The sequence below is a fragment of the Maribacter sp. 6B07 genome (genome assembly GCF_002700155.1).
GTDB classification, from domain to species: domain Bacteria; phylum Bacteroidota; class Bacteroidia; order Flavobacteriales; family Flavobacteriaceae; genus Maribacter; species Maribacter dokdonensis.
The window spans coordinates 293,697-310,704 of the sequence record NZ_PDUT01000001.1; the positions used below are offsets into that span (position 1 = coordinate 293,697).

19 protein-coding genes are annotated in these 17,008 nt (G+C 32.8%); 11 read left to right on the forward strand and 8 right to left on the reverse strand.

Annotated elements, in window-relative coordinates:
* Nucleotides 1-95 precede the first annotated feature (95 nt).
* Nucleotides 96-1,094, forward strand: coding sequence for a hypothetical protein (locus CSC80_RS01285; protein WP_099189208.1), 999 nt, complete (start codon nt 96-98; stop codon nt 1,092-1,094).
* 126 nt (nt 1,095-1,220) lie between these two features.
* On the opposite strand, the gene CSC80_RS01290 is transcribed toward CSC80_RS01285, so the two are convergent.
* Nucleotides 1,221-1,460 carry a hypothetical protein gene (locus tag CSC80_RS01290; protein ID WP_099189210.1) on the reverse strand — a complete coding sequence of 80 codons (240 nt, stop codon included), beginning with the start codon at nt 1,458-1,460 and terminating at the stop codon, nt 1,221-1,223.
* A gap of 228 nt (nt 1,461-1,688) precedes the next feature.
* Entirely contained in the window at nt 1,689-2,384 is a 696-nt protein-coding gene (locus CSC80_RS01295) for an N-acetylmuramoyl-L-alanine amidase (protein WP_236973297.1), read from the reverse strand.
* 140 nt (nt 2,385-2,524) lie between these two features.
* Here CSC80_RS01295 and CSC80_RS01300 point away from each other — a divergent pair, with 140 nt between their 5' ends.
* The 9 genes from CSC80_RS01300 to CSC80_RS01340 all read left to right on the forward strand — a co-directional run bounded on the left by CSC80_RS01300 (nt 2,525) and on the right by CSC80_RS01340 (nt 9,797).
* Nucleotides 2,525-2,812: a hypothetical protein gene (locus CSC80_RS01300; RefSeq protein WP_099189214.1), complete on the forward strand. Its 288-nt coding sequence runs from the start codon at nt 2,525-2,527 to the stop codon at nt 2,810-2,812.
* A gap of 31 nt (nt 2,813-2,843) precedes the next feature.
* Nucleotides 2,844-3,122: a hypothetical protein gene (locus tag CSC80_RS01305; RefSeq protein WP_099189216.1), complete on the forward strand. Its 279-nt coding sequence runs from the start codon at nt 2,844-2,846 to the stop codon at nt 3,120-3,122.
* Nucleotides 3,115-5,520: a TraG family conjugative transposon ATPase gene (locus tag CSC80_RS01310; RefSeq protein WP_099189218.1), complete on the forward strand. Its 2,406-nt coding sequence runs from the start codon at nt 3,115-3,117 to the stop codon at nt 5,518-5,520. Before CSC80_RS01305 ends, CSC80_RS01310 begins: the two co-directional genes overlap by 8 nt.
* A 68-nt stretch (nt 5,521-5,588) precedes the next feature.
* The gene (locus CSC80_RS01315; protein WP_236973298.1) at nt 5,589-6,119 is read left to right on the forward strand and encodes a conjugal transfer protein; all 531 of its coding nucleotides are present in this window, start codon (nt 5,589-5,591) and stop codon (nt 6,117-6,119) included.
* Between the two features lie 2 nt (nt 6,120-6,121).
* Nucleotides 6,122-6,964: a hypothetical protein gene (locus CSC80_RS01320; RefSeq protein WP_099189221.1), complete on the forward strand. Its 843-nt coding sequence runs from the start codon at nt 6,122-6,124 to the stop codon at nt 6,962-6,964.
* A gap of 10 nt (nt 6,965-6,974) precedes the next feature.
* A complete protein-coding gene (locus CSC80_RS01325; protein ID WP_099189223.1) occupies nt 6,975-7,592 on the forward strand; it encodes a conjugal transfer protein TraK in 618 nt (205 codons plus the stop codon).
* A gap of 43 nt (nt 7,593-7,635) precedes the next feature.
* Nucleotides 7,636-8,565: a conjugative transposon protein TraM gene (gene traM / locus CSC80_RS01330; protein WP_099189225.1), complete on the forward strand. Its 930-nt coding sequence runs from the start codon at nt 7,636-7,638 to the stop codon at nt 8,563-8,565.
* 31 nt (nt 8,566-8,596) lie between these two features.
* On the forward strand, nt 8,597-9,424 hold the full coding sequence (locus tag CSC80_RS01335) for a DUF4138 domain-containing protein (RefSeq protein ID WP_099189227.1): 828 nt from the start codon (nt 8,597-8,599) through the stop codon (nt 9,422-9,424).
* 7 nt (nt 9,425-9,431) lie between these two features.
* Nucleotides 9,432-9,797 carry a DUF4878 domain-containing protein gene (locus CSC80_RS01340; RefSeq protein WP_099189229.1) on the forward strand — a complete coding sequence of 122 codons (366 nt, stop codon included), beginning with the start codon at nt 9,432-9,434 and terminating at the stop codon, nt 9,795-9,797.
* 9 nt (nt 9,798-9,806) lie between these two features.
* Here the strand turns inward: CSC80_RS01340 and CSC80_RS01345 are convergent, their stop codons facing one another.
* The 6 genes from CSC80_RS01345 to ssb all read right to left on the reverse strand — a co-directional run bounded on the left by CSC80_RS01345 (nt 9,807) and on the right by ssb (nt 14,214).
* Nucleotides 9,807-11,399, reverse strand: coding sequence for a type IV secretory system conjugative DNA transfer family protein (locus tag CSC80_RS01345; RefSeq protein ID WP_099189231.1), 1,593 nt, complete (start codon nt 11,397-11,399; stop codon nt 9,807-9,809).
* A gap of 1 nt (nt 11,400) precedes the next feature.
* Complete coding sequence (gene mobB, locus CSC80_RS01350) at nt 11,401-12,429, reverse strand: MobB family relaxase (protein ID WP_099189233.1); 1,029 nt, start codon at nt 12,427-12,429, stop codon at nt 11,401-11,403.
* 15 nt (nt 12,430-12,444) lie between these two features.
* The gene (locus CSC80_RS01355) at nt 12,445-12,840 is read right to left on the reverse strand and encodes a BfmA/BtgA family mobilization protein (protein ID WP_180268567.1); all 396 of its coding nucleotides are present in this window, start codon (nt 12,838-12,840) and stop codon (nt 12,445-12,447) included.
* Between the two features lie 379 nt (nt 12,841-13,219).
* Nucleotides 13,220-13,417 (reverse strand): hypothetical protein, encoded by a 198-nt coding sequence (locus CSC80_RS01360; protein WP_099189235.1) that lies wholly within the window; start codon nt 13,415-13,417, stop codon nt 13,220-13,222.
* 4 nt (nt 13,418-13,421) lie between these two features.
* Nucleotides 13,422-13,802 carry a DUF6876 family protein gene (locus tag CSC80_RS01365; protein ID WP_099189237.1) on the reverse strand — a complete coding sequence of 127 codons (381 nt, stop codon included), beginning with the start codon at nt 13,800-13,802 and terminating at the stop codon, nt 13,422-13,424.
* 70 nt (nt 13,803-13,872) lie between these two features.
* Complete coding sequence (ssb, locus tag CSC80_RS01370; RefSeq protein ID WP_099189239.1) at nt 13,873-14,214, reverse strand: single-stranded DNA-binding protein; 342 nt, start codon at nt 14,212-14,214, stop codon at nt 13,873-13,875.
* Between the two features lie 1,320 nt (nt 14,215-15,534).
* Here ssb and CSC80_RS01375 point away from each other — a divergent pair.
* The gene (locus CSC80_RS01375; RefSeq protein ID WP_099189241.1) at nt 15,535-17,007 is read left to right on the forward strand and encodes a sulfatase; all 1,473 of its coding nucleotides are present in this window, start codon (nt 15,535-15,537) and stop codon (nt 17,005-17,007) included.
* Nucleotide 17,008 lies beyond the last annotated feature (1 nt).

Below are 17,008 nucleotides of genomic sequence, written 5' to 3' on the forward strand. Positions count from 1 at the left end.
ATGTGAATAACTATTATTGTAAGATTTTACTACTTATTCTCTTTATATAGCACATATTAGTATTTTTAAATTTTAAAATAATAATTGGACAAGCTATGTCAAATCATTTAGATGTAAAATTTCATATTTTCGACTTAATATTTCAACCATATAAGGAAAGAAGTTCTGAAATTGGAAGCTTCAATATAATAAAATCATGTATAAAGAAGATAAATGATGAGCGTACAGAAAATCAGCGCTTTATTATCATAGATAGATATGAATCACGAGACAAAGCAGAATCTAGGAGACTTTTTATCTCATCAGCATCATATTCGCATCCTGACAAAATGTTCAAATGTAAAATAAATCTTTTTAGAGACAAATTCCCCTCTTTTTTAGATAAAGAAAAACTTACTATATCTTCAACTATTGATCTTAAAAACAAAGAGCTCGTTGAATCAACAAATTTTTATGTTGATATGAATAAGCTCAATGACCCTACAATTATCTGTGAATATAATAGCTTAGGCCCTAAAATTTCAGACATTGAATTTTATTTCAGAACTATTTCATCTAGAAAACATTTATATATTTCGAAAGCATGTACTGCGCGTATACATATGGAGAAGTCCGTTCAACAAGTGATTGATTCTCTTGAAAAGGTATTTAAATTTAGATTTAAAGCTAAACCAGAGAATTTACCGTCATTATATAGAAATATTGATGATGCATTCATTTCAAACATGCAATCTTTAGTAAATACTGTAGATCCTAAATCTATTAAAGTAGACCTGTCTTTTAGAGATTCAGGAGGAAAAAAACTAGTCACTGAAAAAAATCATAAAATGGTAAGTACATCTAAAAAAATACTTAGTGCTATTTTACAGGATACTAAAGTAATGGAGGATATTGAAGACTTTTATTTAGAATATGAAGATACCGATGGTATTGATAGCGACTTCAACCTAATTCGTGGAAAAGTACAATTGGAAACAAAATGCCCATTGAAAGATGGAAAAAAAGGTCTTTTAGATACAAAGCAACTATTTAATGATATTAAACAAAAATATGTAAATTACAAAGCCGAAAAAATGAATTCAAATGTGGCTTAATAAAGTTTTAGATATATATTACAAGAGACCTTTAGTCTACGATGTATTTATTAATATAATAACTATAACAATAGTAATTATTCTCGAGAAGAAGAATTGCTTGCATTTAAGTTTTGACAATACTTCTCAAGTAATACCATCTATAGGTATTACTGTTTCTGGATTCATATTGACTTTATTAACAATTTTGCTTACTCTAAAATCAAATTCAATAATTTCGAATGAATCAAATACGGTAAATAGTTTTAAAGTCTTTTTAGCTTCTAAGTTATACTCTAAAGCAGTGTCTATTTTAAAAAACGGCGTTGCTTCACTTTTATTTATTTCATTTTTGTCATTAGCAATAAGCATTTTTACATCAAACATTTATTCAGATTTTGGGTTATATTTAAATTTAGTTTGTGCTAATTTTATAATATTAGTATTCTTTAGATCATTTTATATATTAAATTTAATTTTTAAAATGCAAGGTAATAATATACAAAAGTGATTTATACTTAATGCTAAAAATGGATAAGTTAATTATTTAACTCACCCCGTCTTGAATATTATTTATAAGACAAATTAAATCCTACAAGTATACTTCTCCCATACCTACATATTTTTGAATATAGATTCCAATATTACAAGCGCAATACCATTATGTTTTTCTTCATTGATCAAATGCTCGGCTTCATCAACAGAGGACAAATACCCCAACTCTAATAATACTGCTGGACAATTATCGGCAGTTTCTCGCAGTACTTGAAAATTTGCTGTTTTCACTCCCCTACTCTTAAAACCAAGATTATCATTTAACTCACGTTGCATAATGTTTGCTAATCTAATTGAAGATTTTGAATAATGTCTTTTTCTCTCAACTACATATACCTCAATACCAATGGCTTTCTTATTTACAGCTTGATTGCAATGCAATGAGATAAAAACATTTATATTTAGCCTTTTCGCGAGCTTTGTTCTATCGCTTAACGAAATTAATGTATCACGATATCTAGTCAAATAGATTTCAAATCGGTCGTCAAATAGATTGGCATTTAAACTATCGATCTTTTTAGCAATACTTAAAACGATATCCTTTTCAAAAACTCCATTTACACCTACTGCACCCGTATCTATTCCTCCATGTCCAGGATCGATTACCATAATAATTTTATCAGTATTTTGACCATAAGAAAATGATAAAAAGGTCCCATAAATAATCCCAGCAATAACAAGTTTTAAAAAGCCCATAGTAGTATTGTTCGTTACACAAAATGCAACGATTACTTCCTTACCATAAGAATCTTCCAAAATTTAACAGCAGCTACAGTTAAATTTTGGAAGATTTCATGCATTACGAGCTATCACTGATAGATTTCGCAAGTACGTCTTAGAGAAGAGCTCAATAAAAGCATATAACCTCACAGGCTAAAACCTAAAAACTAATTATCATGAAAAAATCAAAATTTGCAGTCATTGTATTTCTATTTGTTACAGCACCAATACTTGCACAAATTGGGGGAATTGAAGAATCCGTAAACGATGTTTCAGATACTATTAGAACTATTTTTCCTATTATTCTCGGGGTTATCTTCCTAATTGGATTTCTGTTCAATGCAGGGCATTTCTTCGGTGAAAATGCAGACCTTAAAAAAGGGATTACCCGTGTTCTGGTTTTCGTACTTATTGCCGGTGCCGTCGTGGGCATATTCACCTATCTAATTTCAATAGTAGTCTAATCCGCATAGCGCGATTTATAAAAATCAGATTATGAAAAAGTTCGAAGTCTATAAAAACATACGAAAACGGGCAATGATTTTTGGCTTACCTATTTCACTATTCGCCCTTATGATGATAGCTGTTATAGCATCCCTATTAATCATCATATTCTCTTTTGGTTTAGGTATTATCATCTGTGTAATTCTATTTAATGCAATGCTGTATATAGGCTTGACCAAATTTTCTCAAAATCCACAATGGCTTCATATCGCCAAAGTATTTCCTAAAAGTATTAGCAACAAAAAAACATCAGCACTGTATTATGAATAAGATAAACTTGGCATCCTACTATCCTATTATAAACATCAATGAGAATGTGGTGTTTGCCAATAACGGCAATGTAGTAGTATGCTTTAAAGGCACTCTACCTGAAATATATTCCTTATCAGAAAAGGACTTTGAGGATATGCATGGAGCATGGTTTCAGGCTATTAAATCATTACCGACAGGGTGCGTTATTCATAAGCAAGATGTGTACCTCAAACAAAAGTATACCTCTCAAGTATTGCCCAATTCTACTTTTCTAGAAAAAGCTACACATGAGTATTTTAAAGGTCGAGAGTATATAGAACATCACAGCTATCTATTCTTTATTTTGACTAAAAATAATGCGTTAAACAACAGCAAATTCGTCAATCCGTTTCGTGATGTTTCTAAACAAGTTATTCGTGATGCAGATGAAACCGTAGCAAGTTTCATTAGCGCTGTAAATGATGCTGTTTCTTTTCTTAACAATAGCCGAAAAGTACATTATACTTCAATTGATGCAAAAGCCATACACAACTTTACGCATACCTATTTCAATGGCTTTAATTCAGGTTTCGATACCGATATTATACTAGATAAGTCCAATATTACTGTAGGAGAAAACAACTTTGATGTACTTGCTGTAAATAGTGAATTATGTTTTAGTGAAAGCGTGCAAACAAGCAAAACCAATGAACGCTTTACTACCGATGACTTTGTATTCCATCAAGGTTTTATAGATGGTTTGGGATTAACGCTCCATGAAAACCATATCGTAAACCAAATTATTTATTTGGATGACAAACATAAATGGCGCAAGCAACTAGATAAGAAAGTAGAAGAACTTAACAAAAGCTCCAATTTTGGTTCGCAGAACAAAGTTGTGCTATCGAAGATTCAACACATTCTAGAACAAATAAATGCTGATGACCAAACACGTGTTATAAGAGGACATTTAAATATAATTTACTGGGATAAGGAAGCTCGACAGCTAGAAAAAATTGCCTCTAAAATTAAAACAGAATTTAAAGAACTAGATATCAACCCTTATTACCCAAAAGGTGAGGAACGTAAAAATTATATTTTAAACAGTTACTGTTGCTTTTCTTCAAACTTTTCAGATGACGACTTATATGTTACCGATTTAAAACATGCCTTATGCCTGTTCATTAACAATAGTAATTACAAGTCTGACTCTACAGGAATTATTTTCAACGATAGAGTTCATAACACCCCAATTTTAAAGGATGTTTGGGATGAAACTAAAAAACGCATTAAGGCGAGAAACTTTGCCATATTCGCCCCAACGGGTGAAGGCAAATCGTTCTTGGCAAATAATATACTAAGACAGTATTTTGAAAGTGGTGTGCGCCTAGTCATCATAGATTTAGGAGGTTCCTATACCAAATTCGCTAAACTTTATCCAGAGAAATACACCGTATTACGATATGAAAGTGGAAAGAATTTAGGCATAAATCCTTTTTATATCAGTGATATTAATGATTTGACTCCTGAACGTTTAGAGGATTTATCTGTCTTTCTTTTTGAACTATTCGCTTCAGACATAAAGGTTACAAAAGCGCAATCGGTATCAGTAAAAAAGATTCTTCGTCATTATTATAATAGTACTTCTATAAATCATTCGCTAGACGGTTTCTATAAGTTCATTGAGAATCATCAAACATCCCTTTTAGTAGCACTTAAAATCCATCCTGACTACTTCAATGTTATAAGTTTTTTACATGTTATGTCGGAGTATGTTGGCGATGGTCTATACAGTTTTCTTTTTGAAGCCAGCGAAGACCAAACCTATAAAATAGAAGACAAAAGATTAATTGTTTTTGAATTAGATGAAGTCAAGGATAATAAGGAAATACTTTCCGTAATGCTTAAGCTCATTAAATCTGCAATTCAAAGAACCATTTGGAAAAATAGAGCCGAAAAAGGTATCATCCTATTTGATGAATTTGCAAAGCAGTTAAAGTTCGACAATGTTCTGGAGAGTGTTGAATTTTATTACCAAGCTATTCGAAAACAAAATGGTGCTATTGGCATCATTCTTCAATCTATCAATCAATTACCTAACAATTCTACATCGGCAAGTATTCTTGAAAACACCCAAGTCATTTACAGCTTAAACAATGAAAAAGGGTATGATGAGCTTCAGAAAAGATTAAACCTTTCCAGTCATGATTTAAACCAATTAAAATCTATTAAAAACAATCTTACAGGACCTAGAAAATACACCGAAATGTTTATCAAAATAGGGAAAGAGAGCAACATATTTAGGCTAGAAGTTCCGAAAGAAGTATACGCAGCTTACCTAACAGATGGTAAGGAGAACGATGCCATAATGGCGCTTTATAAAAAACATAATTGTATGGAAAAAGCTATTTCCGAATTCATTCAAAATGAATATTAATTCTAAATAAAAATGTAATGATAAAGAAAATTAAAATACTCGTATTTGCCATCATGCTAACCCTATTAATGTCTTCCAGAGTAACATCTCAAGGAATGCCAGTTTATGATAATACCAACTTCATTGGTTTAGCTAAATCACTTATAGAATCTGCGAAGCAAACATCAGAGCTATTAAAAACGGTACAATTTCTAAAAGAACAAAAAGAAAACCTAGAGAAGGTTAACAATGTAGTTAGACAGTTAAAAGCAGTACGAGAACTAGCACGAAATAATCAAATACTTTTTGATGTAGTACAAATTGATGTACGTAATATTCTCAACTCACCTTACATAGAGCCTAATGAAGTGGAACGCATTTCCGATTCTTTTAATTATGTCATAGAAAATGCACTTGAAAGTCTTGATTTTGTTGATCAAATTTTATCTAACGATTTTCTAAAAATGACCGATTCTGAAAGAGCACTGATATTGAAACAAAAAGAACTAGAGTCAAAAAAAATGGTCTCAAATATTACAGTAAAAACAAAGCGCTACCGTGAAATTATCTCCTTTAGAAAAATGCAGGACAAAGTCAATAATCGTCAAATAAATTACTAAAGATGACTGCCGTAATACTTTTAGGAATTGGGCTGGAATACATTGATACTGTATTCCAAACTATACAGGATAGTAACTTCTCGCAATACACGATTGCCGGCATGAAAACTCTTGCTGTATTGTTCTTTCTTATCAATATCTTAAAAAAATATAATGAAGGTATTGCTGATAAAGATGGTTATACCTGGGGATTGAGTCCGGCAGAGCTAGCTAAAAACTTTGCAGTTGTGCTTTTGGTTATTTTCTCTACACAGTTATTAGGATTTTTTGATGGCATTTTGGTGGCTGTTGAGTCGCAGTACAGGGGAACAGCTCCTGCGCTACTACCATTGCAATTACAAGATATACCCTTGGAAGAAGATGTTAGTATGTTGGATGCTGCTAGTATGGCGATGACTTTACTTTATGAAGCTTTAATTACTCCATTATACGGATTCAAAATATTTGCATTCATTATCAGCACATTTCTTTGGATTCTAGACCTTTTTATCTACCCACTATTCTTAGCCGAACGCTTTTTTCTACTTGGGATAATGCAGGCATTTTTTCCATTGATTATTAGTCTAGCGGTCTTTGAAAAATTTAGATCTCTAGCATATACTTTTTTCAAACTGTATGCAGCCGTATATATGCTGGTACCAGCCTTCTTTTTGGTGAATGTATTCGTGAATGCTATTTACACTGAAATCAATACCAACTTTTGGACCAACCTATTTGGAACTGAATTCGGCCAGGGCTTTTTTGCTCCAGTTGTTCAATTAGGATCTGTTGGATTTATCGTATTCCTCAAATTCAAGCTCTACAGAAGAGCTACATCTTTCACCTTAAGATTATTCACAAACTAAATAATATGGAATGAAAACACCATACAAAGACATCTACGCTGTTTTAAAAATCAATAGGCTCATTGTATTGTCTTCGGTATTTTTTGCAACGGCGTCAAGCCTATTTTCAATTTGGATGGTTTATAATATCAATGCCAAAGCAATGAATAGCGCCTTTGCTGTGAATACAGACGGTACTATAATTCCCTTGAAGCTAATGGCACAAAAAGAAAGTTTCGACGTGGAAGCCTTGGCACATATAGAATTATTTCATAGGTACTTCTATAATATTGATGCAAGCAACTTCGAAAAGAATTTAGAGAAAGCCTTATGGCTTGGGAATAGTTCGGTAGATAATCTATACCGTCAAAAGAAATCTGATGGTGTTTACAATCGCCTTTTGCAATATTCCTTAGTCCAGAAAGTAGTTCGTATTGATACGCAAATCGAAGAAAAGAAAGGCGCATATAGTTTTATGACGGTAACTATTTTCGAAATCAATCGTGGGTCCGTATTAGATACCTACGAACTAATTACCATAGGAAATCTTATTTCCGTAAACCGAAACTTTCCAAATAATCCACATGGTTTGCTTATTACAGAATATTATGAAAAAAGTTTGAAAAAATTAAATAATGAAAGTTCATAATCCAACTAGAGGTAGCTAGGAAACCTTTTAAAAACAAACTCTTATGCAAATAGAAAAGAATAAAATAGTCTTTGGTTCTGTATTGGTCATAATTCTCATATTCCTAATATCCTATTCGATTTTAATTATGGGAGATGATGAAAGTGAAAGTGGAAATTTAAAACAAACACTAGTTCCTGAACTTGAAGAGGTACAAAAGGAATATGATTCTAAATTAGATGCTATTAATGATTTAAAAAAAGTCCGTGAAACAAATGCACCTAGCATTTATGATGAAAAATTTATTGACTCCTTAGGCTTTTATAATCCAGATTTAGATGAAAATAAAAAGGAGCGTATAATTGATAGTATCTACAATGCAAGTCGCATAAACTATTCCGATAGGACTTATGAAAACATTGGGCAGCGAATACCTATTCCAAAAGTTATTAAAGAGATAGATTCATCAGATATTAAACGAGAAATTAAAATCGAAGCAAAGGAAATGGGTTTAGAACATCAGCTCTTCTTTGCGTCTTCGCCTCTAACCAATGATGCTTCTAATTTAGGAAATACAGATTCCGAAATCTTGGTTACAGTGGATGGTAGCCAAATAGTAAAAACCAATACCCGGCTACGGATGCGATTAACGGAAACCGCCACCATCAATAATAAGTTAATTCCAAAAAACACACTCCTTTTCGGTTTCATCAGCTTTCAGCCTAATAGGGCATTGATTAAAATTGAAAATGTTAACCATCATCCAACAAACTTAAAAGCATATGACCTTTCGGACGGTAGCGAGGGAATTTATGTCGAAAATAGTTTTAGAGAAGAAGCTACGAATGAGGTTCTAGATGATATGATACAGGATATTAACATCCCAAGTGTTCCACAAGTAAATGGTATTACAAAAGTGTTTCGCAGAAATAATCGCACCGTAAAAGTCACCGTGCTCAATAATTACAAGCTAATTCTAAAACCAAAATTATGAGCCTATAATGGGCATTTAAAAACTTACTGTTATGAAAAGATATATTCTTACCTCAATCATAAGCTGTGTTTTCGTTCTCACGTATGCACAAGAAAAAATAATACTAGACACCATTTATGCCAACGATCAGAAGAATGTAGCCTTGTTTTTCCCGGAACCTATACGGCAAGGTATTACTGGCTCCGATAATTTCATATTCACCTATAATCGTGACAAAGAACAGTGCTTTGGACTATTACAAGCTACTCCTGGAAAAGAAAGTAATCTACTGGTAATCAATAGAAACGGAGCTATTTTTTCGTATATTGTAAGGTATAAAGAACAGCTTTCAAAGCTCAATTATTTTGTTCCAAGTGCTAGTAGTATTGGGAATGAAAAATCAAGTTCTAATATGCCTATTGTTGGCAAAGAGGTTAACAGTGTTAGTAAATCAGATTACTATTTACGCGCCTGTAACTATTTGGTTCAGAGAAAACAGAGTTTTAAAAACCTTCAAAAACGATATGAGGGTATTGAGTTAAGTATTAAAAATATTGTCTTTGATAAGGAAGAACTGTATTTCGTTCTCCAAATTAAAAACACATCTACTTTAGATTATGATTTGAATTTTTTGGAGATATCAATTCAAACAAAACAAAAAGGAAAAAAGAAATCACTGCAGCGCATATACCAAAAACCGCTGTTCGTATATAATCGACCAACTAAAATAGCAGAAAACGGAACTGTGCGAATGGTTTATGTACTGCCTAAATTTTCATTAAGCAATGACCGTAGAGTTGTCATTGAACTTAAAGAAAATAACGGTGAGCGTAATTTTGAGCTGAAAGCTTCACATAAATATATTAATAACCCAAATTAAAACTGTTATGAAGAATATTGTACTAATTGCCTTGATGTTATTATTTATTGGTTGCGCGGAAACTCAGGATTCATCTCCCACTTCTATTGCCAAAACCGTTGCTGAAAGTTTCTACCAAAGTGACGAAGAAACCTTAAAAAAGTATACTACTCCAGAAGGCTTTGCCAATTTCTCAAACCTTATGAAAATGTTTGCCAAGCCCAAGAGTTCAGAAATGAATTTTAAAATCATCGAAAAAAGTATTGAAGGTGATGTGGCTTGGGTGAAGTATTCTACTTCTTATGATAAAATTCCAGGGGTGTTTAAGCTTGTTAAAGTGGATGGGTTTTGGAAAGTTACTGTTAGGGAACCTAAGGAGAAATTGCCGTTTTGAAGTTTACATCTAATCGACTTTAAATAAATTTTTTACATCTAAATATATGCGTTCAAAGTTTTTCTGTAAGTCTTCTGTAGTATAGGAATTCCTTTTATTTGGCAATCGCTTTTCAATTTTAGGCAATTTAAAATGAACCTTTTTATCCTCGCCATCAGCGAAAGTTACAAACTCACCTTGTTTTAAACGAAAGAAAACATCTGCCCTAATTTTAGCGACTTCACGCTCTCCAGTAGTAATTCGTGTATCAAAATTTAAATTATAACCTCTGTTTACACTTGTGGTTTCATTCTTAACTATCTCAAAGAAGCGTTCGTAGTATTTTGCAGTGTCTGGATCATTTACTTTTCCGAAGAATTGATAAGATAAGTTGCTTAATATAGCTTTACTGGCTTTGTCTCCATACATCATATCGTTCTGTATTTTGTCCTGCATCACATAAACAGTAGCAATATCATAACTGCGCAGCGTTGCCGGAATACGGTGCATATTCAAGAGTCGGATAGTTGGTGCTTCCTCCATCATTAAAAATGACGATTTACCTGAACGTATACTCATTTGTTTAGTAATTGTATGGATTATAGTTGCAATAATCGGTGAATAAGCAGTTTCATATTTGGGGTTGTTTACAACAGATACAACAGTTGGTTTTTTTTGAGTGCTAATGTTCAATGGTACTTCATCTTCTGAGAGCACCATAAAAATACTTTGCGTACTTATTTTCTTTAACGCATTGGCCAATGTACTTTTAACACCAGCTGTTTGTCTATCAGAATCCTTTCCGCTTATAAAAGCATCTGCCATAGCTTTAGAGGTAGTATTAGAACTCAAAAAAGCAATAAGGCTGTCTGTGTCAAGGAATTGATAAATAGCTATAAGATGGGGTAATGTGCAGTATTTTGGATAATATGTTCGTAGTTTCCAAATCATACCGCCTATTAACCCTTCCGCGGCATCATTAAAGAATTTACTCGCTCCAAAACTTCCCGATTCTTTTTGTTCCAATAAGTTTTCCATCAGTACACGTGCCACTTCATTTACGCTCTCTTCATTTTGCAAATACTGAGGTGCAATTGGATTTACCCTGTCGTAAATTTCGTCAAAAGAAATAATTTTAAAATCAACTCCATTACCTTCAAATAAAGGGTATGCCATTTCGGTTATTTCAAAATTCTTATAATCGTGTATTAACCCACAAAAGGAATGCTTACTAAAATGTGTTAAGAAATTATAGACCACACTTTCCGTCTTTCCACTTCCTGCAGAACCAATTACAGACGCTCCTCGTTTTATGTTCTCAATTTTAAAATTGCCCCGTTTTACTTTAAAATGAACCTGATATTTGTTGTGAATGTTTAATGTTTCTTTCTGAAGAAATACATATAGCACCACATTTAGCAACAATAAAGGACAACTAATGTAGAGCCCCGCTTCTGCCCTGCTTAAAAAATTCGAATCTAAAGCAAATAGAATACCCAAACATCCTGATGTAATTGCCAAATTGATAAGAAAAGCAAATCGAGTAATTTTAAACATACTCCAAAAAACCAAAGCCATTCCTGATATTAAAACAAGTGTAAAAAATAGACCGTGTGTTTCCATATTAAATACCTATTGAACCTGATTTAAGAGCCACATCAACACCTCGCTTTAGATACTTGATGGTTTTTAAAGCCAGTTGTACTTTATTGGATGGAAAACTATTTAATGGCACTCCTGCCTTTCCCAAAATTTTAAAAGCAACTTCTTTCTCACTTGTAGGTAACCCCAATAAAGTTGTGAAATAGACTTTAGGGTTCTTGATAAAATCCTTCTTTGATTTATAGGATTCCGCATAATTACGCTTATAGTCAAAAGTGGCATCAAATGTCTTTTCCGCTTTTGTAAAAAACGAATCCCTATCAAAACCACGCTTTACCAATTTTCCATTTATCAAAACATCAGAAGCTTTGTATTTACTTCCTGGAGAAAGACTGACGGAATCAGACATATCCTTTCTACTTACGATAATATGAATATGGCTCTGATTGCCCTCCTTATTCATTCCCTGAACAATGCGTTTTCCGTTTTGTTGATGTGGCGCTTCTTTCTCTAATCGGTTGATTTTACTTTCTAGTCTTTTGATGCTTCCCTCCTGTTGCCCTTGCTTGATTTGCCTAATTTCATTTTTTAGATTTAAAATTTTGGTGGCGATTAGTTGATTCTCCCGGACTTGTTTATCCGTTCCCTTAAAAGTTCGTTGATGTTCAATTTTAGCATAGTATTTAATATCATCAACAGTTACCTGTTTACCATTAATCTCACGATTAAAACAGCTCGCATAATCTTTCATTATCGCTCTCGTATATCGCTTCAAATCTTCTCGACTATTTTCTAATTTTCTAAGCTCATACTTACTTGGACTAACAGTAATGGAATAAAACTTTGGCTCTTTCTTTTTCAGTTTAGATGTATTTCCGTCAATTTCCTTAACCACTGCAGATGCACTTATTTCATCTCCATATTGATTGAAGAAATCTTCCATATCCACTTGTTCCAATCCTTGGTTTTCTTTTTCTAAGTACTCCACGAAACCCGCTGAATTTTGTGAATAATTACCCCCTAGTTTTTGTGCTGTTACAGTTATATACATTCCTCTAGTGTTTTATTATTCCTCATCATTTTCTAATCGCTCAACAAACCTGACTTTTAGTTTTTCTTCTGGAATTTCCTTTTCCAAAATCAAATTCTTCTTCGATGGCTCAGCTTGTTCAAAAAGCGATTGCATCATAGCAACCGTTGGTTTGGTTTGGTTCTTTTCGATGTCTTTCATAATCGCAATCACTCCATTGATTCGCTTCTTAATTAGCGATTCCAAAGTTTGCATTTTAGGTCCGATAGCTTCATGTGGAGAAATACCATTTTCCTCGAAAAAAGCTATCATCAGAAGTAAAGCCATCGATTGCGATTCAGACATTTTCTTGCAAAACCGTCTAAATCTAATCGCTACCGAAATCTTAATCTTGAAGGTTACAAAGCCTTCTTTTTCATATCCTTTATCCATCTTTTTAGTAAAAAATTTCGCTCATTAATGGGGCTGAAGTGAGATTTTAGTAAAAAAGAAACTCTAATATTCAATTCAAAAAAAAAACCAAACCTTGTTAGACCCCATAAATACTAATGTTTTGAAAAAACTGAAAACCGACACCTCGCGCCAGCGGGTTACCCTCTTGCTATTCCTTTTTTCCCGCAGGGGAAATTCAGAATACCTTTCCTTTAAGGTAAAGGCTCTTTTACCCACTAGCTTTAAAACTGAAAAATTTAAGAGCGGTTTAGAGACAGTATTATTTATTTAGAAGTATAATTTGAAAACCGATGAATTTTTCCTAAAACAAAAAGGCAACTTTTTAAAGCTGCCCGTTCAATTTCAAATTAGTTTTGATTTAAATTGTAAAAATGAATTTGTAATTATACAGATTACGGATTGCTTCTTCTTCCAAGACAACACTATAATCCTTATGATAATTTACCGCATACATGCGAAGTTCTTTACCATGTTTATTTTCAATTTCTTCTCGAGATCGTTTCAACAATCGCTCTTGAGTTTCACCATCCAAGTTGTTATAATTTAGATATACCATACCGCTAATATTCGCTTGGTAGCATTAATGTATTATCTACAAAATACAATCGTAATTTATCCAAAGGAAAATCTGTAAAACTATATCTATGTGATTCAAAAATGTTGTCGTTTCCATCACTATAAGTTATTATTGCTTCACACTCAAGCTCAGTTTTTTCCTTTTCAGCTAAGCGTTTAAAATCAATAGTTATAAAATAACTTTTATCCATCAAACTCTTGGCAATAACTGAAACATCCGTTATCAGCCAAAAACACCCTGCGACGTTAGCCAAGTATTTTAAACCATCCGTAAAACGGGTCCGTGTTAATGGTATTTGATAAAAGATTTCAGTACCGTTAAAATGTTGTAATCCTTCTGTAATTTCTCTAACTTTATCATTCATTGTAATTTTCTTTAAGAATTTAATAATGAAAAAGAGGGCGTATCTTTCGACGGGAACGCCCCCTTTATTTTTACTCGCCTTTGATACCTAATAATAAGATTTCGTTAGCTACCACTTCGGTAACATATCGTTTTTCCCCTGCTTCAGTTTCATAGCTTCTAGAAGTCAGTTTTCCCTCAATGGCTACTTCCTTCCCCTTGCCTACAAATTTTTCAACTATTTCGGCAATTTTACCCCAAGCTACAATGTTGTGCCATTCCGTATTCTGTACTTTCTCACCATTCGAGTTCTTATAAAACTCATTGGTAGCAATTGAAAAATTAGCGACTTTCTTGCCACTTTCTAAAGACTTGATTTCAGGAGCATTTCCTACATTCCCAATTAACTGTACTTTGTTTTTTAACATACTCATAATAAAATATTTAAAGATTAATTAATAAACTATCTGAACCATTCAGACTGTAAGTATTTTTTATTTTTTTTGAAATGATTTACTTATTATATCCAGAGCGTTTTCCTTTTGTTGTTTTTTTAACTTTTGTTCCACGTCCTTTTTAATTATTATGTAAGATTTCATAAGATTCATTTTAGATTTACTTCCCATAGTGCCTTCACTGTTACCTTTTTTTGTTGCCTAGACTTTTCAATATTCCAACTTGGTTAGACGTATAAAAAGCGTAGCGGCTTTATGCCGTTGTCCAAGATGGAATGTTGTTATTTTGCTGTCAAAAAAAGATAATAGTGGAGGTTCGGAAGTAGTACTAAATGCCTTAAGAAATATATAATCATTGGATGCGGAACAAATTGAAATTCAATTTTCCTTTTAAGCGAACGTGATGTTAAAATTTTATATTGGGAATGTAGCGTTCCTGCCATTTTCGGCTGGAGAAGTGAAGTGGAAATCTAAAATTTTAGCATCTTGTTCAAGACCTTTGGTAGTGAAGCTCTTTTTTCGAAATGAAGCTTTTCGCGGAATGGAGGGGAATGTGCTGAGTGGGTATTACCGCTAATTAATATATAAGTACAATTTTCCTATTTTTTTTGACCTTCTTTCATAGTTCTTAAGTTATAAAATAACTACATGCTCTAAAATCATGGACCTATTTAAATAGCACTTTTAATTAAGCTAATAAAAACCGATCGAATTTTTCAAAATAAGGAGCTTATAAACAGAATGTTGTTGGTTCGAGTACAGTCCCCGCTACTAATACAAAGCCTCTGTAAATTCAGAGGCTTTGTATTATTTAGTGAGTAAAAATAATTATGGCATCGCGTAATCCAAAAATTGATTAATCACAAAAAGCTACTATCTGACTTTAGCTATCGAATATTGTTTTAAAATCTTTAGGACCAAATCAAAAAAAGGACTAGAGGTGACCTTTTTCTTTTCTTAGCTTTCTACTAGTTTTCACAAATCAAATTATAATAAATAACTAACATTTTTTCATTCCCTTAATTCTAGCTTACTATTGATATATCTAAAAAAACAGTATATCAACAGCTACACGTAGATTGCGCTTATATAAAACCAACATCTTTACGTAAGACTACATAATATATATTCTCAAATACACTTATTTTTTTATAAACCCTTTAATTTACGGTGAATTGAAATACTCCGAAATCTATACATTATTTACTATTTCAACTTATGCCATAAGCTGATTTTTAAAGCCATGTTTTGTAATTAAAAGATGAAAGTGATACTGATTAATTTGAAAAGATATTAACTATGAAAACGTACATCGCTAAAATTATTTTTATCGTAATCATTGTCGGTTTTTACAGTTGTGACTCTAAACAAAAAGAAATTGCTAAGACTACTATTCAGGTTAAAGAAAGACCAAATATTATTCTCTTTGTTTCAGATGACCATGGTACAGATGCTATTGGTGCATATGGTAACACAAAGATTAAAACCCCAAATCTAGATAAATTAGCTACCGAAGGCACCGTATTTAAAAATGCCTATTGCACAAGTGCCAGCTGTGCAGCTAGCCGTTCTGTAATTCTTACTGGGTTGTTTGGTCATGCTACGGGTTCTTATGGGCATGTACATGACTATCATCATTTTAGCTCGTATGATTCTATTAAATCACTTCCTGTTCTATTAAGTAAGGCCGGATATGAAACAGCCAGAATTGGCAAATATCATGTAGCACCGGAAAAGGTTTATCATTTTAACCAGGTTTTAGAAGCAGATCCAAGGAACACAGTAGAAATGGCGCAACAATGTGCCAATATTTTAAAATCTGACAAACCGTTTTTTTTATATTTCTGTACCGATGACCCTCACAGAGGTGATCCATTTGAACCCGACCCATGGGATGCACCAAACAGTTTTGGCAACAAAAAAGAAGGTTATAATAATGTTGAAACAATAACGTACGATCCTAAAGATGTTGTTGTACCTAATTTTTTACCAGATACAAAACAAACAAGGGAGGAAATAGCCCAGTATTACCAAAGTATTTCTCGGATTGACCAAGGTTTTGGTAAACTGATGCAAATGCTTCAAGAAACAGGAAAAGCTGATAACACTATTGTGTTCTACATATCTGATAATGGCATGGCTTTCCCAGGTGCAAAAACTACAGTATACGAACCAGGTATAAATCTACCATGTATAATAAAAGACCCTACAAAAAATAACAAAGGTTCAATTAGCGATGCAATGATTTCTTGGGTTGACCTTACCCCAACTATTCTTGAAATGGCCCATATAACTTATGACCCCGATAAATTTCATGGTCGCTCTTTTTATGATATAATTGGTAAAGATGAGTTTAAGGGCTGGGATGAAATATATGCCTCTCATACTTTCCATGAAATTACAATGTATTACCCAATGCGTGTAGTAAGAAACAAAAACTATAAACTTATTTGGAATATTGCATACCCATTGGAGTATCCTTTTGCGTCAGATTTATGGGCTTCATCAACATGGCAAGCTATATATAGAAATGATATTGAATACTACGGGTCAAAAACCGTGAACGAATATTTATTTAGACCAGAGTTTGAACTTTATGATCTAGAAAAAGACCCTACAGAATCAAAAAATCTGGCAAACGATGAAAACTATAAAACGATTTTAAAGCATATGAAAGACAAAATGAAGGCTTTTCAAATACAAACCAATGACCCATGGATGATTATGTGGAACCATGATGCATCTCTGCAAGGTAACGGAGTAAACTTATAAA

Coding starts and splice junctions, on each gene's coding strand:
- CSC80_RS01310 (WP_099189218.1), top strand. CDS start 3,115: ATGAATAAGATAAACTTGGCATCCTACTATCCTATTATAAACATCAAT.
- CSC80_RS01360 (WP_099189235.1), bottom strand. CDS start 13,417: ATGGTATATCTAAATTATAACAACTTGGATGGTGAAACTCAAGAGCGA.
- traM (WP_099189225.1), top strand. CDS start 7,636: ATGCAAATAGAAAAGAATAAAATAGTCTTTGGTTCTGTATTGGTCATA.
- CSC80_RS01315 (WP_236973298.1), top strand. CDS start 5,589: ATGTCTTCCAGAGTAACATCTCAAGGAATGCCAGTTTATGATAATACC.
- CSC80_RS01300 (WP_099189214.1), top strand. CDS start 2,525: ATGAAAAAATCAAAATTTGCAGTCATTGTATTTCTATTTGTTACAGCA.
- CSC80_RS01335 (WP_099189227.1), top strand. CDS start 8,597: ATGAAAAGATATATTCTTACCTCAATCATAAGCTGTGTTTTCGTTCTC.
- CSC80_RS01290 (WP_099189210.1), bottom strand. CDS start 1,460: ATGTTTGATGTAAAAATGCTTATTGCTAATGACAAAAATGAAATAAAT.
- CSC80_RS01325 (WP_099189223.1), top strand. CDS start 6,975: ATGAAAACACCATACAAAGACATCTACGCTGTTTTAAAAATCAATAGG.
- CSC80_RS01340 (WP_099189229.1), top strand. CDS start 9,432: ATGAAGAATATTGTACTAATTGCCTTGATGTTATTATTTATTGGTTGC.
- CSC80_RS01320 (WP_099189221.1), top strand. CDS start 6,122: ATGACTGCCGTAATACTTTTAGGAATTGGGCTGGAATACATTGATACT.
- CSC80_RS01345 (WP_099189231.1), bottom strand. CDS start 11,399: ATGGAAACACACGGTCTATTTTTTACACTTGTTTTAATATCAGGAATG.
- CSC80_RS01375 (WP_099189241.1), top strand. CDS start 15,535: ATGAAAACGTACATCGCTAAAATTATTTTTATCGTAATCATTGTCGGT.
- CSC80_RS01355 (WP_180268567.1), bottom strand. CDS start 12,840: ATGGATAAAGGATATGAAAAAGAAGGCTTTGTAACCTTCAAGATTAAG.
- CSC80_RS01365 (WP_099189237.1), bottom strand. CDS start 13,802: ATGAATGATAAAGTTAGAGAAATTACAGAAGGATTACAACATTTTAAC.
- CSC80_RS01285 (WP_099189208.1), top strand. CDS start 96: ATGTCAAATCATTTAGATGTAAAATTTCATATTTTCGACTTAATATTT.
- mobB (WP_099189233.1), bottom strand. CDS start 12,429: ATGTATATAACTGTAACAGCACAAAAACTAGGGGGTAATTATTCACAA.
- ssb (WP_099189239.1), bottom strand. CDS start 14,214: ATGAGTATGTTAAAAAACAAAGTACAGTTAATTGGGAATGTAGGAAAT.
- CSC80_RS01305 (WP_099189216.1), top strand. CDS start 2,844: ATGAAAAAGTTCGAAGTCTATAAAAACATACGAAAACGGGCAATGATT.